The sequence below is a fragment of the Ruegeria sp. H6 genome, from assembly GCF_056532975.1.
In genome coordinates this window covers 1-26709 of sequence record NZ_JBQFOA010000022.1, presented here as the reverse complement: position 1 = coordinate 26709, position 26709 = coordinate 1, and the positions used below count along the sequence as shown (strand labels likewise).

Annotated in this window: 23 protein-coding genes and 1 pseudogene; 11 read left to right on the top strand and 13 right to left on the bottom strand. The window is 57.4% G+C overall.

The window, feature by feature from the left end; genetic code table 11:
* Positions 1 to 2 precede the first annotated feature (2 nt).
* Positions 3 to 761: a FadR/GntR family transcriptional regulator gene (locus tag ACR0AG_RS21810; RefSeq protein WP_480842719.1), complete on the top strand. Its 759-nt coding sequence runs from the start codon at positions 3 to 5 to the stop codon at positions 759 to 761.
* Between the two features lie 58 nt (positions 762 to 819).
* Here ACR0AG_RS21810 and ACR0AG_RS21805 read toward each other — a convergent pair whose 3' ends face one another.
* From ACR0AG_RS21805 to ACR0AG_RS21770, 8 genes are all read right to left on the bottom strand, one after another.
* Positions 820 to 1491 carry a hypothetical protein gene (locus ACR0AG_RS21805; protein ID WP_480842717.1) on the bottom strand — a complete coding sequence of 224 codons (672 nt, stop codon included), beginning with the start codon at positions 1489 to 1491 and terminating at the stop codon, positions 820 to 822.
* A gap of 167 nt (positions 1492 to 1658) precedes the next feature.
* Positions 1659 to 2468 (bottom strand): hypothetical protein, encoded by an 810-nt coding sequence (locus tag ACR0AG_RS21800; RefSeq protein WP_480842715.1) that lies wholly within the window; start codon positions 2466 to 2468, stop codon positions 1659 to 1661.
* On the bottom strand, positions 2465 to 3130 hold the full coding sequence (locus ACR0AG_RS21795; RefSeq protein WP_480842713.1) for a hypothetical protein: 666 nt from the start codon (positions 3128 to 3130) through the stop codon (positions 2465 to 2467). Before ACR0AG_RS21795 ends, ACR0AG_RS21800 begins: the two co-directional genes overlap by 4 nt.
* Before the next feature lie 18 nt (positions 3131 to 3148).
* Entirely contained in the window at positions 3149 to 6424 is a 3276-nt protein-coding gene (locus tag ACR0AG_RS21790) for a hypothetical protein (protein WP_480842711.1), read from the bottom strand.
* A gap of 23 nt (positions 6425 to 6447) precedes the next feature.
* Positions 6448 to 7533, bottom strand: a complete 1086-nt coding sequence (locus tag ACR0AG_RS21785) for a hypothetical protein (RefSeq protein WP_480842709.1) — start codon at positions 7531 to 7533, stop codon at positions 6448 to 6450.
* Positions 7533 to 8993 carry a vWA domain-containing protein gene (locus ACR0AG_RS21780; RefSeq protein ID WP_480842707.1) on the bottom strand — a complete coding sequence of 487 codons (1461 nt, stop codon included), beginning with the start codon at positions 8991 to 8993 and terminating at the stop codon, positions 7533 to 7535. The genes ACR0AG_RS21785 and ACR0AG_RS21780 overlap by 1 nt, the downstream gene beginning before the upstream one ends.
* Position 8994: 1 nt before the next feature.
* Entirely contained in the window at positions 8995 to 9228 is a 234-nt protein-coding gene (locus tag ACR0AG_RS21775; RefSeq protein WP_480842705.1) for a hypothetical protein, read from the bottom strand.
* Positions 9229 to 9266: 38 nt separating this feature from the next.
* The gene (locus ACR0AG_RS21770; protein ID WP_480842703.1) at positions 9267 to 9656 is read right to left on the bottom strand and encodes a hypothetical protein; all 390 of its coding nucleotides are present in this window, start codon (positions 9654 to 9656) and stop codon (positions 9267 to 9269) included.
* 225 nt (positions 9657 to 9881) lie between these two features.
* Between ACR0AG_RS21770 and ACR0AG_RS21765 the strand changes: the two genes are divergently transcribed.
* The 5 genes from ACR0AG_RS21765 (at position 9882) to ACR0AG_RS21745 (ending at position 17562) form a co-directional block, all read left to right on the top strand.
* Entirely contained in the window at positions 9882 to 11522 is a 1641-nt protein-coding gene (locus tag ACR0AG_RS21765; RefSeq protein WP_480842701.1) for a bifunctional helix-turn-helix transcriptional regulator/alpha/beta hydrolase, read from the top strand.
* Between the two features lie 323 nt (positions 11523 to 11845).
* Complete coding sequence (locus tag ACR0AG_RS21760) at positions 11846 to 13516, top strand: GMC family oxidoreductase (RefSeq protein ID WP_480842699.1); 1671 nt, start codon at positions 11846 to 11848, stop codon at positions 13514 to 13516.
* 54 nt (positions 13517 to 13570) lie between these two features.
* A complete protein-coding gene (locus ACR0AG_RS21755; protein WP_480842697.1) occupies positions 13571 to 15190 on the top strand; it encodes a long-chain-fatty-acid--CoA ligase in 1620 nt (539 codons plus the stop codon).
* 1 nt (position 15191) lies between these two features.
* Positions 15192 to 16931 carry an aldehyde dehydrogenase family protein gene (locus ACR0AG_RS21750; RefSeq protein ID WP_480842695.1) on the top strand — a complete coding sequence of 580 codons (1740 nt, stop codon included), beginning with the start codon at positions 15192 to 15194 and terminating at the stop codon, positions 16929 to 16931.
* Complete coding sequence (locus ACR0AG_RS21745; RefSeq protein ID WP_480842693.1) at positions 16915 to 17562, top strand: TetR/AcrR family transcriptional regulator; 648 nt, start codon at positions 16915 to 16917, stop codon at positions 17560 to 17562. The genes ACR0AG_RS21750 and ACR0AG_RS21745 overlap by 17 nt, the downstream gene beginning before the upstream one ends.
* A gap of 251 nt (positions 17563 to 17813) precedes the next feature.
* Here ACR0AG_RS21745 and ACR0AG_RS21740 read toward each other — a convergent pair whose 3' ends face one another.
* Positions 17814 to 18275 carry an Lrp/AsnC family transcriptional regulator gene (locus ACR0AG_RS21740; RefSeq protein ID WP_480842691.1) on the bottom strand — a complete coding sequence of 154 codons (462 nt, stop codon included), beginning with the start codon at positions 18273 to 18275 and terminating at the stop codon, positions 17814 to 17816.
* 139 nt (positions 18276 to 18414) lie between these two features.
* Here ACR0AG_RS21740 and ACR0AG_RS21735 point away from each other — a divergent pair, with 139 nt between their 5' ends.
* Entirely contained in the window at positions 18415 to 19320 is a 906-nt protein-coding gene (locus ACR0AG_RS21735; RefSeq protein WP_480842689.1) for an EamA family transporter, read from the top strand.
* Between the two features lie 500 nt (positions 19321 to 19820).
* Entirely contained in the window at positions 19821 to 20393 is a 573-nt protein-coding gene (locus ACR0AG_RS21730; RefSeq protein WP_480842687.1) for a hypothetical protein, read from the top strand.
* A gap of 150 nt (positions 20394 to 20543) precedes the next feature.
* Here the strand turns inward: ACR0AG_RS21730 and ACR0AG_RS21725 are convergent, their stop codons facing one another.
* On the bottom strand, positions 20544 to 21371 hold the full coding sequence (locus ACR0AG_RS21725; protein WP_480842685.1) for a hypothetical protein: 828 nt from the start codon (positions 21369 to 21371) through the stop codon (positions 20544 to 20546).
* A gap of 259 nt (positions 21372 to 21630) precedes the next feature.
* On the opposite strand from ACR0AG_RS21725, the gene ACR0AG_RS21720 reads away from it, so the two are divergent.
* Positions 21631 to 23298: an FkbM family methyltransferase gene (locus ACR0AG_RS21720; RefSeq protein ID WP_480842683.1), complete on the top strand. Its 1668-nt coding sequence runs from the start codon at positions 21631 to 21633 to the stop codon at positions 23296 to 23298.
* A gap of 837 nt (positions 23299 to 24135) precedes the next feature.
* On the opposite strand, the gene ACR0AG_RS21715 is transcribed toward ACR0AG_RS21720, so the two are convergent.
* The gene (locus ACR0AG_RS21715) at positions 24136 to 24363 is read right to left on the bottom strand and encodes a hypothetical protein (protein ID WP_480842681.1); all 228 of its coding nucleotides are present in this window, start codon (positions 24361 to 24363) and stop codon (positions 24136 to 24138) included.
* Positions 24364 to 24748: 385 nt separating this feature from the next.
* Between ACR0AG_RS21715 and ACR0AG_RS21710 the strand changes: the two genes are divergently transcribed.
* Entirely contained in the window at positions 24749 to 25021 is a 273-nt protein-coding gene (locus ACR0AG_RS21710; protein ID WP_480842679.1) for an HlyU family transcriptional regulator, read from the top strand.
* A 328-nt stretch (positions 25022 to 25349) separates the two neighbouring features.
* Here ACR0AG_RS21710 and ACR0AG_RS21705 read toward each other — a convergent pair whose 3' ends face one another.
* On the bottom strand, positions 25350 to 25994 hold the full coding sequence (locus ACR0AG_RS21705; protein ID WP_480842677.1) for a glutathione S-transferase family protein: 645 nt from the start codon (positions 25992 to 25994) through the stop codon (positions 25350 to 25352).
* A 274-nt stretch (positions 25995 to 26268) separates the two neighbouring features.
* Positions 26269 to 26511 (bottom strand): hypothetical protein, encoded by a 243-nt coding sequence (locus ACR0AG_RS21700; RefSeq protein ID WP_480842675.1) that lies wholly within the window; start codon positions 26509 to 26511, stop codon positions 26269 to 26271.
* 85 nt (positions 26512 to 26596) lie between these two features.
* Here ACR0AG_RS21700 and ACR0AG_RS21695 point away from each other — a divergent pair.
* Positions 26597 to 26709, top strand: a pseudogene (locus tag ACR0AG_RS21695) (IS6 family transposase); the annotation flags it as partial.

Genomic DNA, 26709 nt, shown 5'->3' with positions numbered 1-26709 from the left:
GAATGGCCCAGACCTCGAACCTGACCGAGACCCGATCGACACGCGGCAAGCTGCACCGGTTTGTAGTTGACCGTCTGGCCTCTGAGATCATTGCGGGAACATATCCGCCGGGCAGCACTCTACCGGTCGAGACCGATCTGTGCGCGCGGCTTGGGGTCGGGCGTTCATCGGTCCGAGAGGCCATGCGCGTTCTGGTCGACAAAGGAATGGTCGAAGTGCGCACACGCATCGGGGCTCGGGTTCTGGGACGCGGATCCTGGCGCAGGCTTGACCCGGATGTTGTCGGATGGATGCTGGCTGCCGGTCCCGATCGCGCCTTTTTGGCCGATCTGGTCGAGGCGCGGCGCATATTCGAACCCGCCGCCGCCGCACTGGCCGCCGAACGCGCGACAGGCGCCGATCTCGCCGGGATCGAAGCGGGCCTGAACGCCATGAAAGCCCAAATCGAAAGCGCACAGACCGGCATCGGTCTGGAGGCCTGTGTCGCGGCAGATGTCGCCTTTCACCGGGCCATTCTGGAGGCGGCCGGAAACTCGGTCCTGTCCGAGTTCGAAGTGATCATCGAGGCCGCGCTGCAGGCAACCTTCAAATTGTCCACCGGCATGGTCCAGTCTTATGCCCGCACAGTAGCGGCCCATGAAGAGGTCTATCGCGCCATCCGGTTCGGCCAGAGCGATCAGGCCCGTCAGGCCATGTTGGATTTGCTGAATGTCGCGGCCGAGGATCTGGGCATCGAAAGCCCCGTGGTGACCCGACCCTGACGACCGACGGAATGCCAACCGGATCGGATGGCAAAGCCGCGTTGTCCCACAGCTTGGATCAGGGCTTAAAACGGGCCGCCAACGAGATGGCCAGATCGACATACGCCTCGACTTCCGATGCGGTCCTCAGGCTTTTGTTGATCCGCAAAGACAATCCATCCGTGTCGCGGACAAAATAGGGCACGTCCGCCGGCGTGTCGCCAAATTGGTTCAGGCCGGACAGCTCTGTTGCGCCTTTGAGCGGATCAAAGGCATCTTCCGCGCCTTCGGTCACCATAAGCGTTGCCGGATCATCATCTTCTACGGCGCGCAGACCGCGCGCATCAGGGCCCAAACCCTTGAACAGGCTATCCAGCATGACCCGCTCCAACCCACCGGCCTTGTCCATCATGAGGTTGAACATCATCTGTGTTTTCTCGGGCAGAGGCGGCGCATATACGGCCAGACCCGACGGCAATCCCAGATCGGGCTGGCTCCACAGCGTATAGCCAGAGGCGCCACTTCGGTTCCCGAGATAGATGCGCAGGTGCCATCCCTCTGCTGAGTCGCTTAGCTCAAAATAACCGGGTTTTGTGGTTGTGGATTTGACCCGTTCCTGACGCCAATTGCGCTTGCCTGCCAGCGCGGCAATATCTGCGTCATACTTCCGTCCCCTTTGCACCGCCCAGGCCATCAGGACCGACCCCAGAACCGAGGCACACAGCAACAGGGCAATCATGAATATGGTCATTTCCGGGCTCCTTCGCGTTCTGAAATTCGTGCACTTTGATGTTTGGGCATCGGAACCGAGCCAGCCGAAGCTCTGGCAGGATCAGCCTTTTCGGTGCGCGTGTGACGTTTCACTGGCATATTCTGGCCACCCTTTTGGTTTTCAGCGCATGTTACGTGCATTCCGGTCTATCTCAGCCCGGCGGTGACTGCGGCGCACCACAGGTCCGACCGCCCCTGCAACAGCAGGTTCTGTGCCGACTGCATCACCACGTGCAGGCGCTCGGCCTCGGCTGTCTCGTTCTCGCCCGCATCGCTGCGCACCTGCAGCTCGGTCATGTAGTCCTCAAACGCCAGACAGCGATTCATGTTCGAATTCTCAGCCGTTGTGCCAAGAGACGGGCCAGGACCGCCCGCCAGTGCCGGTGCGGGTGACGCAGGATCGTCGGGGTCGGGATTCCTGGGGCAAGGGCCAAGGCTCTGCGCGACATCCTGACAGAACCGCCCATAGGTCCCCGGCGTGTACCCATAGGAGATCAGATCGGCCTCAACCCGCCGGATATCGTCATCCCCAAAGCAGCCACGCAGGGCCTCGCAAACCAGACCGTCGCCCGAGGATGCGACAGGTTCCTGCGATGCACTGTCATCGTCAACTGCCGAAGCCCTGAGCGTGGGCATAGTGACGACAAAGCCGCTGTCAGTGCTACGGGCATTGATCTCGGGCAATGTAATCACAAAGCCGCTTTGCGCCGCCGATGCACGCAGGGGCGGCAGGGTTGCATGAAACCCGGACCCGATGGTTCTTGCCGCGACCACCGGCATTGACACTTTGAAACCAGACGGCGCAGCCCGCGCCGAAACAGGTGGAACGGATATCTGAAAGCCGTGACCGATTGCGGCCCCTGTCAAGGGTGGCATGGACACAAGGAACGGGTCGGCCAGTGCCGGTCGGGTCAGCAGCGTCAAAGCCAACAACAGGATAGGCCACCCCGACCTCATGGCTTGAGAAGGCTGTCCAGCGAAGAAAGACCATTCCCATCCGATTGCGGAATCGTCGCCTGTCCTGATACCGCTTTGGAGATCGTGCCGGGATCGAAGGCACCAAAGGCTTCATTTTCCGACTGATTGAAGGTTCGGCTGACCTGCGGCTCGTAGTCATCCGTCATCCAGGCGGCGGGTGGCGCCGTGCGATCATTGCCCGGGACTGAGCCCCATCTGCCACCGTCCAATTGCACGATGCGGTATTCCTGATCGTCGCCCGACAGCAGCGCGCCGGTTTCACAGGTCACATTCAATTCGAACAGGTCGCTTGAGATCATGTCGCGCATAACACCCACCGCGTCTGGCTCTAGCTGTCCGCCGTCGCTAAAGCGGGTGTCGCCGCCTTCATCATAGCCGATAATGACCTCGCCCGAGCTGGATCTGACCAGATCAACATAGGCAGAAATCCAAAGGCCGGGTGCCGTTTGCGTGGCATCCCTAATAGAACAGTTGATCCTGGCCGTCTTGAACTTGGCAGGTAGATCGAACGCGTAAGGAACCTTGACAATGAATGAGGTATAGGCAGGCCCGGCAGAAGGGCTTTGCCCGCTTGCGGACTGCGCCATCAGCGGCGTTGCCAGGATCGCGATTTTCGCAGCGAAAAGCATCGTTTTTAGCATGAAAACAGCCCTTTCATCTTATTTTTCCGGTGCACGCGGCGAAATATTGATATCGACACTGGTGCGTGATGCGGTTGTTGCGGTGTCATTGCTGCGCTGTGCCGAATTCACACGCCCTTTGAACAACAGCAGGTAGGTCAGGCTTTCGCCACTTTGTCGGGGACCCGGCAAGGTGGCGGTGCTCCAGTCGGACCGGCCACCGATCAACCCCGCCGCCGTGGCATTTCCGACAATCATGACCGAGGTCAGATTCTGGTCGAACCCCGACAGCAGCGCGACCGGGACATTGTTGACCAGACTCGTTGGCACGGCCTGCACCAGCGTCTGCGCTGGCCCGCTGGTCTCAACCCTGACCGACAGTTCGGTGTCCCGGTTGACCTCGATCCGGCGCCACACCTCCCAATCGGCAAACCCGCCCTCGGGGTCGGGTATCTCATCAGAGGTTCGGATAGCGGCGGCGGTGGTTTCACCTGATGTGGTCACGACAAACCGTTCAGGCCCGTCAAAAGTGATCGACGCTGTGACATCCGACGTCACCAGTACGCTGCGATCCCCCGGTCCGCGGCCCGGATCATAAGGTCTGTGGCGATAGCTATGGGCGTCGGAGACGGAAACGTCGCGACCTTGTCCCAGCGGCCAATTAGCGACATAGCGGCCCTCGGCATGGCCTTCGAAAACGCTGGGCGCGCTGCCACCGCCTGTGCCCGACAGTCCTCCGCCACCTGACGACAAGCCAAGACGGGTCGCGCAATGATTGGCAACAGGATCGATTGGCAGCTCTCGTGCCTCTCCCGTCCCGTTGTCCAGCAGATCGCGTGCCACATCTGTCAGGTTCTCGATGCCGCATTCGTCAAAGAAACGCTCGATGTTATCATTCAGCGGTTTCTGGCGATCCGCGCTGACCAAAGCGGTGACGGCATAATCAGGATAGATCCGTTTGATCGGAATGACCGGAGAGCACTGACCGGGTGTATCGCCCGTATGACAGGTGATCGACGATGGCCCCGCCGGGTTCACCGGACAATCCAGCAGGCCTTCGTTGCCGACCATCGTCAGTGTTCCCGGCCCCGAAAGACGACACATGACATCATCGCCGTCGGCATGCGCAACGGTAAAGCCCAGCACTTCGCCGTCACGGCAGGTCAGCGTGTCTGGTGTGCGGATCAGCCCATCGCCCTGCGCGATTACGATACCGACCCACGCCTTTGGCGGGGCATGACAAATCCGGGTGCCCTCGGGCGGGAAGCTGGCCGTTACCGTGACAAGCGTGCGACAGCTTTCAAGGCTTTGGGGAGCCACAAAGAGCGCGTCAAAATCGCCAATATCGGCAAGGCCGCCAACATCAGGCGATTCGAAATCAACCCTGGTTCGATTGGCCCCCGAGACCTGAGCCGTCACGCGCGCGGTTTCTCCGGGGCGCAGAATGTCGGGGCTGGCACCCAGCGTGATCCGGGGATCCTGAACCCCCCACCCAAAATCCTTGCGGTCAAACAGCCCGGCAAAGGCTTCGGGCTTGGTGGTCACTGTGGCCCTGATCCCTTCTTGCGTGTTTTTCCAACAGGCCAGCGCGTGATAGTCGCGCACATCCCATTCGACCTCGCCGTTATAGCCGATGCTGATATGGTTCCGGTGGCTGCGCGGTTCGATCTTTGCCTTCCAGGTGCGCTCCGGCACACGGAAGACATCAAAGCTGCCTTTTTCAGCCGCGTCGCCCTGTTTTTCCACCAACTCGACCGAATCCTTGGCAGCCGTGGTTCCCAGACCCACAAGGATATCTTCGGCATTGTCACGCGCGGCCTGCATCCTTTGGCGCGCCCGCTGCGCCTTGGTCAGCACTTGTGCGGTCTGGCCAATCGTCTTGACCCCTTTGGCGATCGTCAATGTGCTGGTTGCGATATCCATCGCGCCCAAAACCGCATCAAGCCCATCGGCAAACACCTTGACCTCATAAGGCGGCCCTTTGGCGATGATCGTGATCTCGGGGAACACCTTGCGCGCGTCATCCGCCAACAGCACGTCCCCGGGCACCGGCACCCCTTCGATTATCATCGAGGTCGGGTAGTCATAATCGTTGATGATCATATGCTTGTCGATCATGGTCAGCACACCGCCCACCAGCGCGGCACTGGTCATGGTTACAGGCTCGAAGGCTGTCACGCTGTACAGCTTCTGTGCGTCTTTTGCCGATTGCAGCACAACCTGCCGATTGTATTCACGGGCCCGGCCCTCCAGCAAAAGGGATGACAATTCGTCCACAGGCACGGTTTCGGGAGGTGGCGCTGTCAGTGGTGGCTTGGCCTTTGCCAGAGTCAGAGGCCCAGGCCAGGACGGGTCCGGCCGAACAAAACTGATCTTGTTTATCTGCGCGGGCTGAACACGCATCAGCCTGTCCAGAACACCGCTGTTCTGCAGCGCAGTGGAATAAATCCGGTTCAGCGCCTGCGGATCATCGGTGCCGCCCAAGCCGTCCCAGACGGGCCCCTCAAGCACCCCAGACCTGAGGAACCGCAACAACGGATCGCCGCGCCCCGCTTCGGACCAGATATAGAGCGCCGCCGCAGCATAGCCCAGTTCTGGCGGGATCGAGGGTGCGTCACGGCGGAACTGCGCAACCAGGGCTTCGGCCTGCACGCCGTCGCTTGCCAGATCGCGCACAAGATCATCAATCGCAACCTGCATCAATCGAGGCAACGCATTGGGGATCACCAAACGCGGCGCAAGCTGGATCTGCAAGCTTCCTGCACCGTCGAAATAGACCGTCAGCACATCCGTCGCATCCGGCCCGTCCGGGTGATCGGGGACATAGATATCAACGTGACCGGGTCGGGCCTCGGCGCGCTCGGCATGGATATCCAGTTCCCGTCCATCGTTCAGAAATGCTCTGACAGGCCCTTCGAACCCCGAGGGCAACCCAACCGCAATCAGGCGCGCGCCGGGGGCCTTTAGCGGCAGATCACCCTGATCCTGCCAGCGCAAAGCCAAATCATCGGGCTGCAGAGTGCCAAGGCGCAGACCGCTTTCCAATTCGATTAACCTGTCCAACTGACGTCCGGCAAAATCGGCATCCATCTTGCCCTGCGCCGCAGCAAGACCCAGCCGCGACATCTGTTGTGTCAAAGCATCAAGACGCTCGCGCAGTTCATCCGATAGGGCGGGATCGGATAGCCCGAGCGTCAGGCAAAAAGCACCAACAGTAGCACCCGCCATCCACCGAACGATACGTTTGACCCCATATGACCACATCCGGGTGCCGGGCGTGGTCGCTGAACCGGCTAGGATTTGGCTTTGGCACATGGTCCGACCCCTTGTTTCCACGGTCAACGCCCAAGCACCGCTGAGATTTCCGAACAGTGTTTCGGGTTTGTCGGATCAAACGTAGAGACACCCAAACTGACCATCGCCGCCAGAATTGCGCCTTTCTCGGGGCTTTGCGGCCCGCGCAGGATCGGGCGCAATTCTTCGACAAGCGCGTCACAGGATACGGTCGGCGCAACGTTGGTCTTGCCCGGATCTCTGCCCGATGCTTCTGATATGCCCGCGCGCGCCAACTCTTGCAGCAGATCGGCGCATTGCTGTGCGCTGCGGGTGTCCCAGCTTGTGATCCCCACGGTCTGTACCGCAGCGTAGAAGGCATTGATCCGATCCTGATCCCCTGCCTGGCCAACAGCCGCGGCAAGCGCATGGGTCTGCGAACAGTCCGAGGTTTCGCCCAAGATCGGATCGGGCCCGCCCTGCCCAGCCAGGACCGAAGCCGGGCCTCCCACCCGCGCCAGGACCAGACGCATGTCCATTGTCAGCATCTGATGGTCGGCAAATATCTCTAGCGTGGCGCGCGGCGCGCTTACGCGATCCAGATACAGCGAGACGGGAATGGGCACGCCCACCCAATCGGGCAGCGTGGCCTCCCACCCGGAGGCGCCGGTGCTGGTCATGCGGATGTCTTTGGGCAATGGATCAGGCAGGCTGAGCAGGACATGACCCGCCGCCGGAATCACCAAAAGGGGCTCATCGCCGTTCAGGTCAAACCCCTGTTCGCGCCCCATGAAGGTCAAACTGCCATCAACCGCGTCAACCCGGTATTCGAAAACCGATGGTGGCTCGGCGATTGTCCCGCTGGCCAGACCGGACACATCGACATAGCCACTCAACCCGTCAAAAAAAGTCAGGCAGCGACCGTTTTCACAGAAATCCGTTACTTCAAGCCCGCATTGATTGGGGCTGATGCCACCAATCACAGCACCCGAGGTCGCGTCGGCATAGACCGACATCAAACCAGTTTGCGGCAGGTCGCCCGTGCACGTGGCCTGCGCTGCCTGCGCGCCCAGCACAGCACACCCGAGCCAGGCAAACCGTGAGAGGTTTTGCAGCCACGGCTTGAACGGGCTCGCAAACAACGGACCCATCACTCAATCAACGACAGTGGCATCGCGGCGTCGGCGGGCATCAGGATCCTGAGGCTGACCAAAACCCCCGCCGGGATCGCGATGGGCCCGGTGAATTTGCGCTTGGCAATGCCCCAATCCTCGACCACCAGCACATAGTCACCGGGCATGGACAATAACGGCCAGCGTGTATCATTGGCCGCCACGACCATCGTGTCCGGCGTTCCATCGGCTTTGGCCGTCCACAGGCTGAAACGCATGAAGTGATCGGGCAGCCGGTCGCCACTGTCGGACAGATTGTCGATCTTCAGCCCGCCATGGGGCAGGATAATCTCACCCTCGGTGACACCGCCGGCGGTGATCTCAACCGCAACCGGGGGCGGAGCCAGCGCGTCCTTTCGGCCCACAATGGCACTGACATCGTAGCTGCCCGCGGCAAAAACCGAACGCAGATCAGGATCGTATCGTTCCTTCCGGTCGCCGGTTTGCCGATTGACAATGCGCCAGCTTACGATCTCGGGCGGGACCAGATCGGGCGACAGGGCAATGGCGCGGAAATCGACCACACCCGCATCCAGCGACAGGGTTGCGTGTGTCGTGTCAAAGCGGCTGATCTGAACGTTCTGTTCGGTCTGGCCGCCTGCATATTTGGCACGCAGCACATAGTCCCCTTCGGCAACCTTGACGGCCATGACCGGCGAGTATCCGATGTTTTTCGGGGTTCCGTCGGGCCCGATCAAATCCAGCGTCAGCTGGTCAATCTGCCCGTTTTCAAGCGGTGGGCTATCGGGCGAAAGTTGCACATTGATCTGAAGATTATGCTTCGGTTCGACCTGCGGCGGGTCCTTGATCACGGTCTCAGGCGCGATGTCCTGAACAACCGCAAGCGACAGCGCCTCGGACAGCTCGGTGGAATTGTCGACGTCGAAATAGCGCCCGCCGGTTTCCGCGGCCAGACAGGACACCGCCGCGCCGTCCTGCTGCGAAAGGCCAAACCCCACCACATGGGCGGTAAAGTCGTACCCCGATTGTTCCAGTTCCCGCGCCAGCGCGCAGGGATCGGCATCGCAGGTCTCAAGCCCGTCGGTGATCAGGACGACCGTTGCGCGGTTTTCTTCGTGACGCATGGCGTTCGCAGCCTGGCGCACCGCATCGGTCAACGGGGTCTTGCCCTTGGGGTTGATCGCCGCGACCGAGCTTACAACGGCGTTGATCTGGCCCGAGGCGGGCGGCACCAGTACTTCGATATCGCGGCAATCACCCTTTCGGTTGTGACCATAGGCCACCAGGCCAAGCGTGCCGTCAAAATCCACACTGCCAAGCGTTTCCCGCACCACGTCGCGGGCGATTACGATCTTGTTGACGCCGTCGATCTGGCCCCACATCGACCCTGATGCGTCCAGCACAATCATCGTCGCATCTTGCGCCTGGGCACTTGCAGCACAAAGCGCCGTACACGCTGCGAAAACGGTTTTCTTCATGCTATTTCTGCGCCTCAAACAGGGCCAGCATGGCCTGGCATTCCGCCTCGGTCGGATTTTCGGACAGGACCTCGGCGCGGGCTTCTGCCTCGGTGACGGTTTCACCAGATCGCGCGCCCAACTCGATGAACAAAGCGACCAGCCGATCACAGCTGGTTTCTTCTGTCGAACTTTGTGCAAAGCCGGGGGTTGCGCACAGAAGGGCACACAGTGCCATGACATAATTTGATTTCATGCGATAAATGTCCTGTTTCCTATGAAAGCAACGACCCGTCATTCCATGTCTGCGGCAAGGCCGCAGCTCAGGTCCCCGGTGGCGTAGATATGCACGGCGTGCTCTTCGGGCCCGTTCAGGCGCACGGCGAATTGCCCCCGATCCGAAGCAACCAGTATTTCGCCGGGACCCTCGACCAAACAGGCCTGCCGTCCATTGGCTGCGTCTTCCTGACAGCGAATGTTGCCGTCGACCGCGCGCAGGACGATATCCTGGTATTGCATCAGCAGGATCGCCTGCTCGACCCGGTCAAAGTAGTAGCCAACATCAGACGAGATATCGCATGTCTGCTCGGCGCTTCCGACGTTCGGCGCGGTCATCGCCAAACCAACAACGCCGTAGACGCTTGCAGAGCGCAATCCGGGGAAAATATTGAAACTGCGTGTCATAAAACCCATCATAACCTGTGAGGGGGCCGTTTTTTGACCCCCTTCAAGACAATTGAAGACACGCTTCAATCAATCCATACTCCAATCTGAGTACGGTTCGGGGGTGCCACGCCGGTTTTGCGGTCCCACGCGCCAATTTTGAATGAGTTGCATTGGGGTCGGCCCCGCAAGATCAAAGCATTGAACCGGCTGCGGTCATTCACGCAGTTCGCCAAAGGGAACATTATGAAAGACAGCTCAAATGGGCCCGGATCGGCGCAAGGCACTCAGACGCATCGATTGCGCAGCCTGATCTTTGAATCGCTGGCCCGTACCGAAACCTTCGGAACGCTCATCCAGCAAACCGATGCCACGATGCGGCTGGACAAAGACCGCAGTCTGCAAGGGTTTGTTCCCGAATTCACAGATGCCTCGCAAACCCTGATGCGCACAGGGTCATACGGCCGGGGCGGAACAGAGATCGAGTTTGCCTTTGATCACAAGGCACGCCTGACCGAGGTGACGGCCTCATTCGTGTCGCTGTTCGGAATTGGACAGGGTGAGACCCTGTATCAGAGCCTGGGCGAAAGCGCGCGCAATTCGATCGATGCCTTGATCCGCGGTCGCAGGTCGCAAGCGGCGTTTACCCTGTTCACGCATCCACGCCTGCGGCCGGTTCCGATATTCGCCCAGGCAACCGGTCAGGGGATGTTTCGCGGAGTTGGAACAACCCTGCGATGGACGGACGCAATCGCGCCGGTCCTGAAATCCGGCTACCTGCTTACGGACACTGAAATAGACGTGGTCGAGCTTTTGTTTCTGGGCCAGACACCCAAAGAAATCGCCGCACGTCGGCAGCGCTCGGTCGAAACGGTGCGCACGCAGGTTCGCAAGATCTGCGCAAAGACAGACACGCATGGGCATGCCGATATCCTCCACCTGATCTATGGGCTGATCGCCACCACCCAGCATATGCATGCGGATCAGACAGCGGCGGCGCATGGAAACTTCATGCTGACCCTGCCCAGCGGGCGGCGCATGGATGTGGAATGCACCGGGCCAGAGGGTGGAAGGCCCCTTTTGTTTCTGCACGGATGTCTGGGCGGGCGCAGACTGTCGGACACTGTGCGCGCCCGGTTCCGGGACAGGCGCATCATTGCACCGGGGCGTCCGGGCCATGGTCAAACACCCGCTGACGACACGCTGAGCGTCGAGGATGTGGCGCAGGATTTATTCTATGTTCTTGATCACTTCTGGGTCGAGACTGCCGATATTCTGACATATGATCTCGGGGCACCATTTGCCTTGCAAATGGCCGCGCTGCGACCCGACCGCGTCACCTCGGTCACCTGCCTTGCGCCTGTCCCACCTTTGACAGATTGGAAAGATATCTGGTCCCTGCCCGTTGAAACCCGGGTGTTTTCCATATTGTCCCGGGCCAACCCGTCCGCGGCGCATTACCTCGCGTTGCTGGGCGGTCAGCGTATTCTGCGCCAGGGGGCGGCAGATTTCGGCAAGATCGTCTTTGCGAATTCGGCGTTCGACCGAGAACAGATCGACGCCGACAAAACCGCGCAAAGCTTGTTCTGGCACGGCCATGCCTGGCATGTCGAACGCGGGCCGAACGGCTTTTTGGCAGATGCGAAACTGTCTTCGACACCGTGGAACGCAGGTTTCTCCGACATCAGAACTCCGGTTCGGTTTCTGGTCGGTGAACATGACAGAAACGCGCCGCGCAAGGGGTTGAAACGATTGGCCGAACAGGTCCGGGCGGAATTGGCAGAAGTACCAGCCGCAGGTCACGGCATGCTTCACACGGGGGCTGAGCTGTGGGGTCCGATGCTCAATCTGGCCGCTGAACCATCGGGGCCTCTGTTGATCGGATAGATTGCCCGTTGCCATGGGCGTCGATCCTTTTCGCGAATAGCGACGCGGGCGTGATTGATAAAATGGCCTCCGGGGTTCCATAGCCCCAAAGAACTCAGTTCCCCCACCCGCAATTTCCACTGTTGTTCAAAGGCGGGAAGGTATTCTGCGCCATCCTATTCGGCCAAATATCACCTTGATCATTTTAACTGGACATATGTCCAAAAAATCTGTCAAGCTTAGGAATGCCCTCTGCGCTCAGAGGAATGGAGCACGATTCTTGGGAGGAAATTGTGAAACAAGATAAGCTGGAACAACTGAACCGATCCTTCAGCGAAGGGCGAATGTCACGCCGGACTTTCATGCGCCAAAGCGCGGCCCTGGGCGTCGTGGCCGCCGCTCCGCTGGCTTTGGGTGCCCGCCACGCGGCGGCGCAATCGTCGGAAAGCTACGACTATATCGTGATCGGGGCGGGGGCCGCTGGCTGTGCGCTGGCCGCGCGTCTGTCCGAGGATGCGGACAAATCCGTTCTGGTGCTGGAGGCCGGGCCGCCGGATGAAAATCAGTTTATCCACATCCCCGCCGCCTTCCCGAACCTGTTCCTCAGCGATCTGGACTGGGGGTATACGACCGTGCCGCAGGAAAGCTCGGACGGAAAAGTGTTCTACAGCCCGCGTGGCAAGGTGTTTGGTGGATCGACCTCGATCAATGCGATGATCTACAAGCGGGGCAATCCGGCCTGTTTTGACGATTGGGGCAAGGACAATCCGGGGTGGAGCTATGCCGACCTGCTGCCGATCTTCAAACGATCCGAAAACAACGCGCGGGGCGCAGATGAAAACCACGGCGCAAACGGACCATGGACCGTGACCGATCAGCGCGACCCGAATGTGCTGAGCAAGGCGCTGGTGAAGGCTGCGGTGCAGGCGGGATACCCCGAACGTCACGATTTCAACGAAGGCACGGATCAGGAAGGGTTCGGCCTGTATCAGGTCACGCAGCAGGGCGGGTTCCGAAAATCCACCGCTGGCGCATTTCTGCACCCCGCGCTGGAGCGAGACAATATCGCGATTCAGGCCGAGGCCCATGTGCAGAACCTGATCATGGACAACAATCGCTGCACTGGTGTGCGGTTCAAGGCAGGCGATGAGGTTCTGGAGGTGATGGCGACTGCCGAGGTGATCCTGTCGGCGGGGGCCTATGGTTCGCCCCAGATCATGCTGTTGTCGGGCATCGGCCCCAAAGCCGAATTGGAAGCGCTGGGGATCACCGTTGTTCACGACCTGCCCGGGGTCGGCAAGAACCTTCAGGACCACTTCATGGCCCCGGTGGCCTATGAATGCACCCAGCCGGTGACGCTGGCCCATGCCACTGACGAGGCACAAGGCGCGTTGCTAATGGAAAAGGGCATGGGTCTTCTGACGTCGAATATCGGCGAGTCAGGCGGCTATCTGACGGTGATGGAAGACGCGCCCGCGCCCGACCTGCAATTCCACTTTGCCCCGACCTGGTTCATCTCGGACGGTGCGGGCAACCCAAGCGACGGGTCCGAGGGGTTCACCCTGCTGCCCGGTGTCGTCGGCACGCGGTCGGTGGGCGAGGTTACGCTGACCTCAAGCGATCCGGCGGATCATCCCAACATCAACCCCAACGCTTTCTCGGACGAAAAAGATCTGGATGTCCTGGTCGAAGGCGTCAAGATCGCACGGAAAATCCTGAACGCCAGCGCGCTGGACGACTATCGCGGGGAAGAGCGGTTCCCCGGTGCCGAGGTGCAATCGGATGACGATATCCGCAGCTGGCTGCGGGGTAATGCGCAGACGATCTATCACCCGGTCGGCACCTGCAAGATGGGCTCGGACCCGATGGCCGTTGTCGATGCCGAGTTGAAAGTGCACGGGATCGCCGGTTTGCGCGTGGCCGATGCCTCGATCATGCCGAAGATCACCAATGGCAACACGCAGGCGCCCTGCGTGATGATCGGTGAAAAAGCGTCGGATCTGATCCGCGCCTGATAAACCCGGCCCATCCCCGATCGGATGGGCCATTTCCTTTCAAGGACATTTGAAATGCTTGGGAAAATGATGGATCAGCCTCTGCTGATCTCTGGTCTGATCGAACATGCCGACAGGTATCACGGCGCGACCGGGATCGTGTCGGTGGAAACAACCGGCGGGGTCGAGGAAACCACATGGCGGCAGGTGGCCGCCAATGCGCGGCGGCTTGGTTCGGCCCTGACACAGCTTGGGCTGGACCCGGCCACGCGCTGCGCCACCATCGCCTGGAACAACCGGCGACATCTTGAGATTTACTTTGGCGTCTCGGGCGGCGGGTTCGTGTGCCACACGCTGAACCCACGCCTGCACCCGGATCAGATGACGTACATCGTGGCGGATGCAGATGATAAGGTACTGTTCTTCGACCGCACCTTCCTGCCTGCGGTGGCGGCCCTGAAAGACCGGCTGCCCAGCGTGGAGCATTTCATCCTGATGGGACCACAGGATGAGGAGGCTGCGGGCCTGATCGACGGGCTTTTGTTCTATGACGATTTCATCGCGGGCGGGGACGAAGGGTTCGTCTGGCCCCGGATCGACGAACGCGCGCCCTCGTCGCTGTGCTATACCTCGGGGACGACGGGGAACCCCAAGGGGGTGCTCTATACCCACCGGTCCACCATGCTGCACACGCTGGGCGGCAACCAGCCCGATGGTCTGGCCCTGTCGGCCAAAGATACGGTGATGCCGGTTGTGCCGATGTTTCATGTCAACGCATGGGGCGTGCCCTATATCGCGGCGGCGGTGGGGGCCAAGCTGGTTCTGCCGGGGCCGGGGCTGGATGGCGAAAGCCTTGTGGGCCTGATCGACGGGCATGGCGTGACCATCGCGCTTGGTGTGCCAACGATCTGGATGGGCCTGCTTGCCGCGCTTGAGGCCACGGGTTCAACGGCGGCCAGCATGACGCGCACGGTGGTGGGTGGTTCGGCCCTGCCGCCATCAATGATCCCGATCTTCCGCGACACATACGGGGTGGAGCTGATCCATGCCTGGGGCATGACCGAAACCTCTCCGATCGGATCGGTCAACCAGCTTTTGCAAAAACATCTGGATCTGCCGGAGGCGGATCAGGCCGCCCTGCGGCTGGGACAGGGGCGCCCGCCCTTTGGCGTGATGCTGCGCATTGTGGATGCGGATGGCGCGGCCCTGCCCCATGACGGCGAAACCCAGGGCGATTTGCAGATCAAGGGCCCGTGGATCGTCGACACTTATATGGGCCAGGACACAAATGCGCTGACCGACGATGGCTGGTTCGACACCGGCGATGTCGCCACGATCAGCCCGGATGGCTATATGGTGATCCGCGACCGCTCGAAAGACATCATCAAATCGGGGGGTGAGTGGATTTCCACGGTCGAGCTGGAAAACATCGCCATCGGCCATCCCGCCATTGCCAACGCCGCTGCCATCGCGGCCCGGCATGAAAAATGGGACGAACGCCCGGTTCTGATCGCGGTGAAATCGGCGGATGTGACCGAGGCGGAACTGCGCGCCTTTTACGACGGCAAGGTCGCAAGCTGGCAGGTGCCCGACAAGGTCATCTTTGTCGATGACTTACCACTGGGGGCAACCGGAAAAGTCATGAAAATCAAACTGCGTGAACAATACGCAAATGTCCTTTCGGGAGGGGACTAGGATGAAGCACCAAGCGGAATTTACGCCTGATCTTCAGGCGGCCTATGACAGCGATCTGGCCATTCTGGACGCGGCCAAACACGACTGGGCCAAAACCCCGGTCGTCAAGCGCATCGCGATCCTGCAGGCGATCAAGGGCAATCTGTTGCCGGTGTCCGAAGCCTGGGTCAAAGCGGCGGCCAAGGCCAAAGGCATCCCCGATGGCTCGCCCTTGTTGGGCGAAGAATGGATCTCGGGGCCCTACCCTGTCATGGCGGCGTGCAACGGCCTGATCGAGACGCTGTCCAAGATGGACGGCAAGGCGTTTCTGAAAAAGCTGCCAAAACGGGAACTGCCAAACGGCCAGACCGCGGTGCGCATCGTGCCGCATTCGATCTGGGATCAGCTGCTGATTTCGGGTGTAAAGGCAGATGTCTGGATGCAGAAAGGTGTGAATGCGGGCAATCTGGCCCAGCATACCGCCAGCGCCTATGACATCCCGGTTGACAGCCGTGTGGGCAAGGTCGCGTTGGTGCTGGGCGCAGGCAATATCGCGGCGATCACGCCACTGGATGCGTTTCAAAAGCTGTTTCTGGAAAATCAGGTCGTGCTTTTGAAAATGAACCCGGTCAACGACTATCTGACCGAATTTCTGGAACAGGCGCTGAAACCCCTGATCGACATGAATGCCCTGCGTATCTATCGCGGCGACGGCCCCGCCGGGGCCTATCTGACCGACCATCCGCTGGTCGAAGAGATTCATATCACCGGCGCGCGCGCCACCCATGACGCGATCGTCTGGGGCAACGGGTCGGAAGGGGCCGCGAACAAGGCCGCCAATACGCCGAAAAACCCGCGCCACATCACCTCGGAACTGGGGGCGGTGTGCCCCACCATCGTGGTGCCCGGGCCGTGGACGGCGATGGACCTGCGGTTTCAGGCGGAAAACATCGCCACCATGAAGTTGCACAATTCAGGTTTCAACTGCGTGGCAGTGCAAAGCCTGATCCTGCCCAAAGGTTGGGACAAGACCGACAGGCTGATGCAGAACCTGTCGCGCGTGATGACCAAACACACACGCCGCGCCGCCTATTATCCGGGTGCGCAAGAGCGTCAGTCCACGTTCGAAAGCCACACCACAGGGGCCGAAAACATCCCGCGCGGTGCCGACACGCCGCCCTGCTGCATCGCGGATATGGAACGGGGCGACACGGAATGGCTGTCCCAGAACGAGGTGTTCGCCCCCGCCCTGGGCGTCATGCATATCGACGCGCCCGATGCCGAGACCTATCTGAAAAGCGCAATCAAATGGGCCAATGAAAACCTCTATGGCACATTGGGCGGCAATATCCTGATCCACCCGGCCACAATCCGGGCCATGGGCCGCAAGCGGTTCGAGGAGATCATCGCCGATTTCCACTATGGCACCATCGCGGTCAACACCTGGACCGGGCTCGCCTTTCTGGTCACGTCCTGCCCCTGGGGCGGGTTTGCCGGAGCGACCTTGCAGGACGTGCAGTCGGGGATCGGATCGGTCCACAATACCTTCATGTTCGACAAGCCCGAACGCGTCGTGATCGAAGCACCGTTCAAACCCTTTCCGCGCAACCTGCTGAGCTTTGGGATGACATTATTGCCGCGTCCGCCGTGGTTTGTCTCGAACACGCAGCAGCATCATGTGGGCAAATTGCTGACCAGGTTCCAATACAAACCAAGCTTTCTCAAGTTGCCACGAATTTTCTTCCATGCCCTTTTGGGATGAGGGAACTCATGATATTCCGGTGTGGATGAACAAGGTCACGCCCATAAACAAGCTTGCGGATCGCAAGACCCATAAGGTCCGCAAGCGCGACGCCAAAAAGCGCGAGATTGCCGAAAGTGCCATCAACGCGCTGAAAGTATATGGCTATGCGCGCACCACCTTGCGCGATATTGCGGCCCATTCGGATATGTCGTTGGGCAGCCTGCACTATTACTTCGAAGACAAGGATGAGTTGCTGGTCTTTTGCGTCCGCCAGTACAAAATCCGCTTTGTTGAGATGATGACCGAAGCCATCGCGGGCATTTCTGCACCGGACCGGGTGATGCAGGCCTTTTGCCACGCGTTGGCCGAGACGATCCACCAGGAGGCCGAGTTGCACCGGCTGTGGTACGACATCCGCAATCAGGCCATGTTCGACGATACATTCGTGCCCGTCGTGACTGAAATCGAAGAGCTTTTGATTGACCTGATGGCCCCTCTGGCCGCGGGCGAAATCACAAAAGAGCTACTATACATGCGCCTCGACGGAGCCTTTCGCTTCTTGTTGCAGGGCTACCTGAAAGGCAACCGGATGTCGGAAAAAGACATGCGATCCATCTTCCTTGCCGCTGCAAACGGTTCTGCGGGGTAAGGGTGTCGCCCAGGCGAACAGCCTTTGTGTTTCGCCTTAATTTCCACCAACCCACCCTTAGCCGACAGCCGGGTTAACCCAGCGGGACGGCTGAAAGGGCCGTGTACCAGTCAGTCTTGGAATGGTAACTCAACGCACTCCTGTTTCACCAAACAGACCGTTCGTTGCAACCGCAAGGTTGGTGCGTTTTCCCAAGCCGGAGGATCGGACAAAACTGCCCTTGGATAAAGGCACGCCTTAGATCCGTCGACTTAGAGTTCGACCAACCGTTCTTCGACCGGTGATGACTGAACAATAGAAGAATTCGTCGCGCCGAAGGGCACGATGCGGTCGATGACAATCTCCATTTCGGCCACGTCGCGAACATGCGCACGTGCGACAAAGCAATCTTCGCCCGACACACGATCACACGCCACAATCTGCGGCGTCTTTTGGATAGCATCAATCATGTTCTGCATCTCACCCGGTAGTGGCCTGGCCCGGATCAGGATGGTCAGACCATAGCCCAAACGAGACGGGTCGACGCGAGCGCCGTAACCGGTGATGATACCAACATCCTCAAGGCGCCGTACACGGTCAGCCACGCTTGGCGCCGACAATCCCACGCGACGGGACAACTCGGCGCGGGCGATACGCGCATCTGCACAAAGCTCGCGCAGAATCGCGGCGTCAATGTTGTCCAATCCCTTTTCTTCGAATCGATGGCCTATCATCTCTTTTTCCTTCTTTCCTGAAACACGATCGGTAGATCATATAATCAATCTCTATATAAAAGCATGTTCTTACCTTGCATCATAGGTGAATGGTAGATCGATACCCCAAAAAATCTCCGTCGCTAACGCCCGTGGAGCCATGTCACGTCTATCAGGGGCGGTTCCCCCGCATGCGTGGTTCGGCGTCTCCGCTGTTTTTCATTACCTCGGCCCGGCCTTCGCAGTCCTGTTATTCCCTGTCGTCGGTGTGCTTGGTGTCGCGTGGTTCCGGATCGCATCGGCCGCTCTGGTCTTTGCACCTATAACGAAGCCATGGCACACTTTCAGGACATCGCCGCCGCGCCAGCGGCTGCTTCTTCTCGCGCTCGGGGGTTGCCTCGCCGTGATGAACAGCGCATTCTATCTGGCCCTCGACCGGCTACCAATCTCGCTGGTTGCCGCCATTGAGTTTGTAGGCACCATTGGGATTGCTCTCTGGGGTCTTCGCACCGGCCGCAACTATCTGGCCTTCGGCTTTGCTATCGTCGGTGTGGCGCTTCTGATTGACGTGCCAACGTTAATGGCGACGGATGGGCCGGCCCTGACCTCTGACCTTCTGGGCCTGTGCTGGGCAGTGCTGAACGGATCGCTGTTCGTGCTGTATATCATCCTCGGCCACAAGATTTCCGAAGGTGGCGCGTCGGTTGGCGTGGAACGACTCGGCGCGGCTATGACCGCAGCCTTTATCTTCGTGATGCCTATTGGTTTTCTGCAAGCGCTCGACGCCTTCGGCGCACCGCTTCTGGTGTTGGCTGGGATTGGAGTAGGCATCTGCTCATCTGTCATCCCCTATGTCTGCGATCAGCTTGCAATGGCACGTTTGCCACGCGCGAGTTTTGCGTTCCTGCTCGCCCTCTTGCCTGCGACGGCCACCATCATCGGCGTGATCATCCTGCGTCAGATCCCAAGCGCTGTGGATGTTTTGGGGGTTGTTCTCGTTATGGCCGGCGTGGCCATTCACAAACCCGCGCCGATGCCAGCGGCCACACAAGATGAGACCAACTGAGGGCCGTCGCCACAAACCAGAACTCAGCAATTCAATTTAGATTGAACGATGTATCCGTTGCTTCAATGGTTTCTAAAGATTTCCTGCACCTTGAATCGGGTCGATCGTGAAACACAGGACAAAGCGCCCGAAGATGTGGCACAGCAAGGCTTCGGATTCTGACCTGTCTACCTCGATCCAGCCCGCCGGTGTTTCTCATGGCCTACTCTGGATGCCAGGCTTCAGAAGCACTTTGATGGCGACCCCCGCGGCCTCTACCGATTTCACGCCACTCGATATCACCTGCACCTGGATCGTTTGCGCAGACGGTTTGGGCTCTGCGTTCCTTTTTCTGACAGATCAACCTAACCCATCGGAGCGCCGGTTTCCTCTGCCAATCCTTGTCATGGGGTTGGGGTTGGCTATTGATTAGCCGGCATTCAACGCGCAAAAACCGGCGATCCTTATTCAGACGCGGATTTTGCCATATTCCCAGTGCCTTTCCGTGCTAACGAGCAATTATGATAGAGCAGTCCGTCATCCAGTCATCTAGGCTTCGTGTCGCCAGCATACACATCGCGTGGGTCTGCGTCGGGCTGGTTTGGCCTGTACTATATGTTTTTGCGATTCACCCGGCCGATCATATCGGAGCGGTCTTCAAAGGGTTATTTACTCTTTGCGCTTTGGCAGGCACTGCTTTCGCATTGAGAGAGGGTCTAAAAACGTACCGTATTCTTAAAACACCGGGAGATTGGAAAGCCATCATAGATTCTGGCAGACTGAAGTGGGAAGCGGCCATACCTTATGGTCATTTACCGCTGGATATTGAACTCGAGAAAATTGCAAAGGCACTCCGGCTGGAAATTCTGCTTACGGGCAAGGACAGTGATGGCACGTACACCGAAATCAAGGAACGCTTCGAGCTCTACCTAACCGGTGGCCGTGTCCTATCGTTTGATCATTCAACCACGGGCATCAACCCCCATCGGGTTTTCTTGGAACTTGCAAAATATGGTATTCGTTATGAATTGTGGTCGCAGGATCGAACCAAGAATAGCGTCGATACCTCCAGGATCTTTCAAAGCGTGTATTGAGCTACACCGACGTCCAAGCAGCCATTTAGGCAATCGCAGCACTTGGCCCTTTGTGCTCGTTCCCAACCTTCTCAGCATTTTAGGTCGACGACGGCTGGCTGGACAGAAAGGACATTTTTTTGAAGTCAAACGGGACTCTCGGATATGTAACTATAACCTTTCTTCCGAGTATCTTTCGTTCAGTTCATCAACATTCATCGAATTACGCAAACTCTCTTCCGAATAACCCAGTCGCACACCAACCTCGATTGCCGCTTCAATGAGACGAGTGTTCGGCTGCTTTATCTGAGCGGGTAGCTTGCGATGCAAAGAATCCAAAACTCTCGCATCCAAATCATACTTAGCTTCTGAAATGAGTTGATCCAGAAGGATAGTCACAGTCGGGTGCTTGCCCTTGTACAATTCTTCAAATCTATAAACCCCAACAAATCCCTCTCTTTCGTGCTGTTCAATCATAAATTCGTTCAATTCCAACCAGTGAAACAAATTGCGTTCAAACGGTGTAAACGCGCCTGCCTCCGCAGCAATCTTCGAATACTTAACTCGTGCATCATCCGCATGAATCATAGCGATCCTTTCAAAACGCCTTCCGAGCCGGATTTTGGGGTCAAACAGACCATGCGTTGTAAGTGAAGCGGCAACATGGAAAGGATTCCTTACCAAATGTGCAAATTTCAATCGGCCTGAAAACCTCTCTGAAAAGTAGGGCAACCAAGCGAAACTAGGCCAGCCGACATCAAGATAAGGCGTTCCTTGTGTGATCGTATCTTCAATCTCAATAAGTTTACGCTGTAAAGAAACGTTGGAGCCGAGGACCTGGGCGAACTTTCCGGGGCGCCGATATACTCTCCTTGAAAAGTAGTCTGCACCAAGACCCTCATGCTCAACTACAGCATCTGGATGCGCCCTGCCGGCAATCGCTGCGATATTTTGTGTTGATGTCCGACCAGTCGATAGGATGAAGCTACACGTTGTCACGGAAATTACCGTTCTTTTCCTTTAGATTTCTCATCTTTTCTAGTGATGATTTTGAGAGATGCAAGCATGGTTGTCGATGCATCAAAACTAATAAACAGCAAGCGGTGAAGAAGATTTCCGCTTGTCTCTTGTGTTAGCGGACGAGCAAGCGATTGGAAGATTGCGTTAGGCCAGAGCAAACATGATGTTGGTTTGTAGTTCGCTTACACGGCAATCCCTATCTTGCCTTAGTAGCTGTCTTGTCAGTAATTGCTTTGATGTGATAATTGAAGGTGTTTTCTACCTTAAATGTCAGCGTATCAAAATGAACAATGTTCGTGGCCACCAAGTGGCCTCAGGTTCCGGCGAAACAAACGACGTGGAATCTCGTCAACTCGATGTAATGCAATTTGCGGACTCGGATTTGAACGAATCGGAAATTAGACAAGAAATTCCAGTTTTCATAAATTCTTTCAATCAGTTAGGATATTTACGAGATACTGTAGATTGGTTTTTCGCGCATGGTTTCAGAAATGTGACTATTTTAGACAACGCCTCTACACTCCCTGAACTATTGGAATACTATGATGGTGAAGACTGCTTGTCCAAAGCTCGGGTAATACGCTGGGGCGAAAATCTGGGCCCAAGCCGCTCCGTTTACCAAGCAGCCTGTGATCCCGACACTGACGCCGGGTTCATTTTTACCGATCCGGATCTTCGATTACCGGAACCTCCAGCACCTAACTTTTTAAAAACACTGTTCGAAATCGGTCTGCGTCACTCATGTCCCAAGGTCGGATTGGCCCTCAGTCTTGATCCTGAGCTTGTAGACGTAAACATGGATTGGTTTAAAGGTGAAACAGTCGCTGAATGGGAGGAAAAGTTCTGGAAAGATCCCGTGGAAGAGAATGTTTATAGAGCGGCTGTTGACACCACATTTTTCTTGTTCGTGCCGCAAAAGAATGAATACAAGCGGTTTTCGGAATATGGCACAAAGCAACCTTGGATACGCGCGCTACGTGCCGCCGGAGAAGGCTTCACGGCGGTTCATCGACCTTGGTCTCTCAAGGACAAAATGACTACAAGAGAACTGGAGTACTATAGTAACCAAGGTCACTTGCACTCAACGTTTGTGCGTGCTCAGCGCAAGTCGCAGGAAACAAGCTCAACCGTTTTCGCCGAACCAACAACAGAAAAACACAGACCGCGCCGTGTAAGGCGTGACTTTAAAAAGGCGGCGAAATCGCTCTTGCTGGATGCGTTTGTGAGAAGCGCGAAAGGCCCCGTCAATGTGGTTCAGGTAGGAGCGCATGACGGAAAGCTGGCAGATCCGATTCATAAGCATCTGAGAACTCAAAGCTGGGATGCATTGTTGCTTGAACCACATCCACAGTATTTCGCCGAGTTGAGAAAAACCCATGATGGTCGCGAAAATGTCAAAGTTTTAAACATCGGGATCTCTGATCAACCCGGCCAAGTCGAGTTGTTCCATTTGAATGAAGCCAAGCGTGACAAGTACCCTAGAACAGCGAGAGGGTGTGCATCACTCAATCGCGATCGGATGCTCAGCGCTCTGGAGAGAGTCAACGCTCAAAAAGGAATACCTACTCCTGACGACGATGTCGTATCGACCTGCATAGAGCTGCGTCGTCTCGACAATGTGCTAGCCGAGCACAGAGTGTCCAAAGCCGATATCCTGGTGGTTGATGTTGAAGGCCACGAGCGTCAGGTATTGGATAGCGTAGATCTCGCCGCGCTCCATCCTACACTCGCCATTGTTGAGTGTAATGGTCCGGAGGTCGAAATCGAGCACGAACTGGTAAGCCGCCTGAACGAAGCAAATCTTAACGTTATCAGGTTGGGAGACGATCTTGTGGGTTTTCGCAAAGGTGCGCTCACAATCCCAATCGAACTGGTGCTACCTCTGGCAGATCTGCATCTATTGTGATGACATAAACGGACATCTAAAGCTGCGGAGCTTTTTTGAATATGATAAGGCTGTGGTGCAACCCATAGCGGCAAAGTCTAAGGTTTGCTGGCGCTTTGACCGCAAGCTGCGGTGGCGACAATCCTGACAAGCAGGAAAGCGCGCGTAGCTTTCGAGGATATGAGGATCGTGCGTTAGGATTGCATTGGTTGATGCAACCGACGGGTAACTATGTGACCTCTGACGGCACAAGTAAGCAGGTTATCTCGCCAAGAGATCCTCGATCTGCCTTCTTTCTTGTGGTCTCGGACCGTGCCTATCGAAGATTCCATGAAGGTAGTTGTATTGAGCGGTAGGCACCTGGGAGTCGAAGCGTCGAATTAGGGCGTGGCCGACGAACAACCGCTCCTGTTTGGATCTCAGACGTAGTGCAGGGCAACAAAAGTTCGCCGACTATCCCTCAATAGCTGCGTATCAAGTCCCTGCTCAGCGGACATTTTAGCAGCTATTATCCATGGCAACTCTGGCTCGCACAAAAGTTGATGAATGCACCGAGATGCAGTCACTCGTTGGCTTCGCAGACGATATCTGCATTGAGCCCAAAACCATCAACGCTCTAACCTGCGCGAACCAAAGCTACTCACTAAGCAATGCGCTTTCGGCCCCTAAAAAATCCACCGGTTGGACAATCATCCGGAAGCGTCGCGAGCTAAATAGCGGTATCGGTACCCTCGTCCGGTGAACGGTTTTCGCGATTACTACTCATACTAGTGCGTACCCAACCTGGGTGCATCGCATTGACTTTGGCATTCTTGGCAGTGTCTTTGCTGTTGCGACAGTTAGGGCATTCAGTGCAGCCTATGCGACGCCGTATCCGGTTGGCCCGGTATCTTTCGAGGTGGAGACGATAGTTTTCGAATCTGCCACATCGAGGTACAGAGCAATCGTACCAATCTCGGCCGATGATGCCCGCCCTGTGTCGAGGCTGCGCGCGCCAACAAGGACTTCTAGCCAAGCATCATTCAGACCCATAGCGATGGCGAGGCTAATCCTGCGATTGGCCCCAGTTACGAGTGCGCGTCTCAAATGCTCTTTCCTGATCTGCATATTGCAAAGGCATTCTGGCGATTTTTTCGTCGTCGTTCCGCCAATAGGAGTAGTGGACAATCCAGTTCAGCCAGTTGAGGCTGTTTATCGATCACTTGAAGGCTTCTACTGCCGTACAGCGCTAATACACTTGCTTCGCATGAGCGAGAAATGATCGCATTTCGGGCATTAGTTGCTGCGCCTATACCAGTTGATCAAGGTCGGAAACGGACAGTTTATGTAAAGGAGAAAAACGCTGAGTATCAGGTCGCGCTCAGAGCGTACCATCGACACGAAGGAACGTGTTCTGGTAGAACTACATGCTTCACCCCCGCCCTAGGTGGCGCTAGTCTCTGGTCCTAGTTAGGCTGAAAGGAGCCGCCCAATGTCACTCTTCTCTAAACTCTTCGGTGGCGGAGAAAAGCCAAAGCCCGAGCCGGTCTCGTACAAAGGGTTCGACATTTTCCCCGACTTGATGCCCGAGGGTGGCAAATACCGCCTTTTGGCCCGTATCGAAAAGACTATCGACGGAGATCGAAAGATCCATACGGTGATCCGGGCAGATGTGTTTGAAACCCGGGATCAGGGCCAAAGCTTCAGCATCGCCAAAGCTAAGCAAGTGATCGACGAGCAAGGCGACCGCATTTTCACTAAGTAAACAGCTAGCCCGCCTTAGGCGTTGCAGTCGAAGGGTGTCATATCAAGAGGCCTTCGGGCCACCTCTGAGAGTTTCTAATGTGCCGGTCGGACCGCACGCCTTCGCCGAAAGCCCGTCTTATCCCGATGACAAAGACTAGTGAAAGAGACCTGCGCTTCGGCGGGTTACGCTTATTTGTAATAGTGAGAAGGTAGCGACCACATCACCTGCTATGACGATTCGGATGGCCGAAGCGCATGCTCGCCATTCTGGCTGCGACTTCGGTCTTTTCCAGCTTTGCTCGATATCTGCTAAGAGCCGCCCGCAACATCCACCCAACTGTTCTATTTTACCGCGCGCCTTTTTCTTGCATGTAATGCAGCATTGCCGGACGGTAAGCGCTGAGTTCCTGGGCCACAGCTTTATGCTTCAACATGTCCAAACGATAAGTCTGAACCGCCTCCGGCCAATCCAACTGCGGCACGATTGTTCCTTCAAAAAGGGCGATCCACTCAAGGGTTACGATCGTGCCCGGATCGCCCATCCAAAGCCTGTTTCGCGGCAGTTCTGATCGTTGCAGCAGAATTCCCAACCCGTGCAGTCGCAGGTTGATTTGGGTATGTGCCATGGCAATCGCTGCCGTATTGCGCACTTTTGGATCAACATGCGGGAACGTCAAACGCAAGGCCGGTTCTAGTCGCGTATCCGCAAACCGTGAGCGTTCCCGAGATCTGGCACGTGCGACAAGCGTGTCCGGTAACATCGGAATTTCCGGATATTTTTCCTCCAAATACTCGGCAATCGCTTCGCTATCTGTCAGCGTCAGGTCGTCATCAACGAGCGCAGGTATATTGCCCGACGGGACAAGTGACAGATATTCTGAAGAACCAGCTCCGCCCGGTGGCGGGGCTTCTTCAAAGGATAGCCCCTTATGCCGCAGTAAGATGCGCAACTTGGCACAATAAAGCGAATGGTCAGTGGTATAGACGAGCATGTGTCACATTGGTTCGATTTTAGCCGATATTGTGCCTCAGCGTTTAGACGCGAGGCAGAAACTTTGGAAGGGTTCAATTAGCTTCGTCTGCGACTCGGCACCCTGATTTAGCACTCGCGAATAAAGTCTGGTCTGACCAGCGCAATTGCAGCAACTGAGACTGTAGATGAAAGCCAGGTTAGGGCCATTTGAGATCAATCGAGTATCGAGGTGATTTGGGCCGGTGGCTTCAGCACTGGAGCGCTGTTTGTGTTCATAGATCGTGTTCGTTGACCTAGTTTCCTTGCACCCTTTCGGGCTTAAGGGCCGTGCAGCGCAGACGCTGGTGCATTGGATTGAAGTTGGGAGGATCGAGGACGGACCCCTCTTCCGCCCCATCTCCAAGGCAGATCGGGTGTTGAAACGCCGCCTCAGCCCGGATGCTATCGCACAGATCGTCAGGCACCGCCTGAAACTGGCCGGGCTGCCCGAAGGTTTCGCCTCGCCCCACGGGCTGCGCTCCGATCCAGGCCGCCATGCGCCTGTCGCTGCATCGCTCGGTTGCACAGGCGCAACGGTATTGCCAAGTTGCCTGGCGTTTCGACGACGACTAAAGGCGATGAATGAACATTTCATCCCGCATGTCGCGCCTGAAGGGCTTTCGCTACCCTCGTGAGGTCATTGCCTACGCGGTTTGGGTATACCATCGGTTTGCCATGAGCACTGCGGATGTGGA

What these genes read in the sequence shown, in the direction of transcription:
- ACR0AG_RS21810 (WP_480842719.1), top strand. Translation starts at nt 3, where the DNA reads ATGGCCCAGACCTCGAACCTGACCGAGACCCGATCGACACGCGGCAAG.
- ACR0AG_RS21805 (WP_480842717.1), bottom strand. Translation starts at nt 1,491, where the DNA reads ATGACCATATTCATGATTGCCCTGTTGCTGTGTGCCTCGGTTCTGGGG.
- ACR0AG_RS21800 (WP_480842715.1), bottom strand. Translation starts at nt 2,468, where the DNA reads ATGAGGTCGGGGTGGCCTATCCTGTTGTTGGCTTTGACGCTGCTGACC.
- ACR0AG_RS21795 (WP_480842713.1), bottom strand. Translation starts at nt 3,130, where the DNA reads ATGCTAAAAACGATGCTTTTCGCTGCGAAAATCGCGATCCTGGCAACG.
- ACR0AG_RS21790 (WP_480842711.1), bottom strand. Translation starts at nt 6,424, where the DNA reads ATGTGCCAAAGCCAAATCCTAGCCGGTTCAGCGACCACGCCCGGCACC.
- ACR0AG_RS21785 (WP_480842709.1), bottom strand. Translation starts at nt 7,533, where the DNA reads ATGGGTCCGTTGTTTGCGAGCCCGTTCAAGCCGTGGCTGCAAAACCTC.
- ACR0AG_RS21780 (WP_480842707.1), bottom strand. Translation starts at nt 8,993, where the DNA reads ATGAAGAAAACCGTTTTCGCAGCGTGTACGGCGCTTTGTGCTGCAAGT.
- ACR0AG_RS21775 (WP_480842705.1), bottom strand. Translation starts at nt 9,228, where the DNA reads ATGAAATCAAATTATGTCATGGCACTGTGTGCCCTTCTGTGCGCAACC.
- ACR0AG_RS21770 (WP_480842703.1), bottom strand. Translation starts at nt 9,656, where the DNA reads ATGACACGCAGTTTCAATATTTTCCCCGGATTGCGCTCTGCAAGCGTC.
- ACR0AG_RS21765 (WP_480842701.1), top strand. Translation starts at nt 9,882, where the DNA reads ATGAAAGACAGCTCAAATGGGCCCGGATCGGCGCAAGGCACTCAGACG.
- ACR0AG_RS21760 (WP_480842699.1), top strand. Translation starts at nt 11,846, where the DNA reads ATGTCACGCCGGACTTTCATGCGCCAAAGCGCGGCCCTGGGCGTCGTG.
- ACR0AG_RS21755 (WP_480842697.1), top strand. Translation starts at nt 13,571, where the DNA reads ATGCTTGGGAAAATGATGGATCAGCCTCTGCTGATCTCTGGTCTGATC.
- ACR0AG_RS21750 (WP_480842695.1), top strand. Translation starts at nt 15,192, where the DNA reads ATGAAGCACCAAGCGGAATTTACGCCTGATCTTCAGGCGGCCTATGAC.
- ACR0AG_RS21745 (WP_480842693.1), top strand. Translation starts at nt 16,915, where the DNA reads ATGCCCTTTTGGGATGAGGGAACTCATGATATTCCGGTGTGGATGAAC.
- ACR0AG_RS21740 (WP_480842691.1), bottom strand. Translation starts at nt 18,275, where the DNA reads ATGATAGGCCATCGATTCGAAGAAAAGGGATTGGACAACATTGACGCC.
- ACR0AG_RS21735 (WP_480842689.1), top strand. Translation starts at nt 18,415, where the DNA reads ATGTCACGTCTATCAGGGGCGGTTCCCCCGCATGCGTGGTTCGGCGTC.
- ACR0AG_RS21730 (WP_480842687.1), top strand. Translation starts at nt 19,821, where the DNA reads ATGATAGAGCAGTCCGTCATCCAGTCATCTAGGCTTCGTGTCGCCAGC.
- ACR0AG_RS21710 (WP_480842679.1), top strand. Translation starts at nt 24,749, where the DNA reads ATGTCACTCTTCTCTAAACTCTTCGGTGGCGGAGAAAAGCCAAAGCCC.
- ACR0AG_RS21705 (WP_480842677.1), bottom strand. Translation starts at nt 25,994, where the DNA reads ATGCTCGTCTATACCACTGACCATTCGCTTTATTGTGCCAAGTTGCGC.
- ACR0AG_RS21700 (WP_480842675.1), bottom strand. Translation starts at nt 26,511, where the DNA reads ATGGCGGCCTGGATCGGAGCGCAGCCCGTGGGGCGAGGCGAAACCTTC.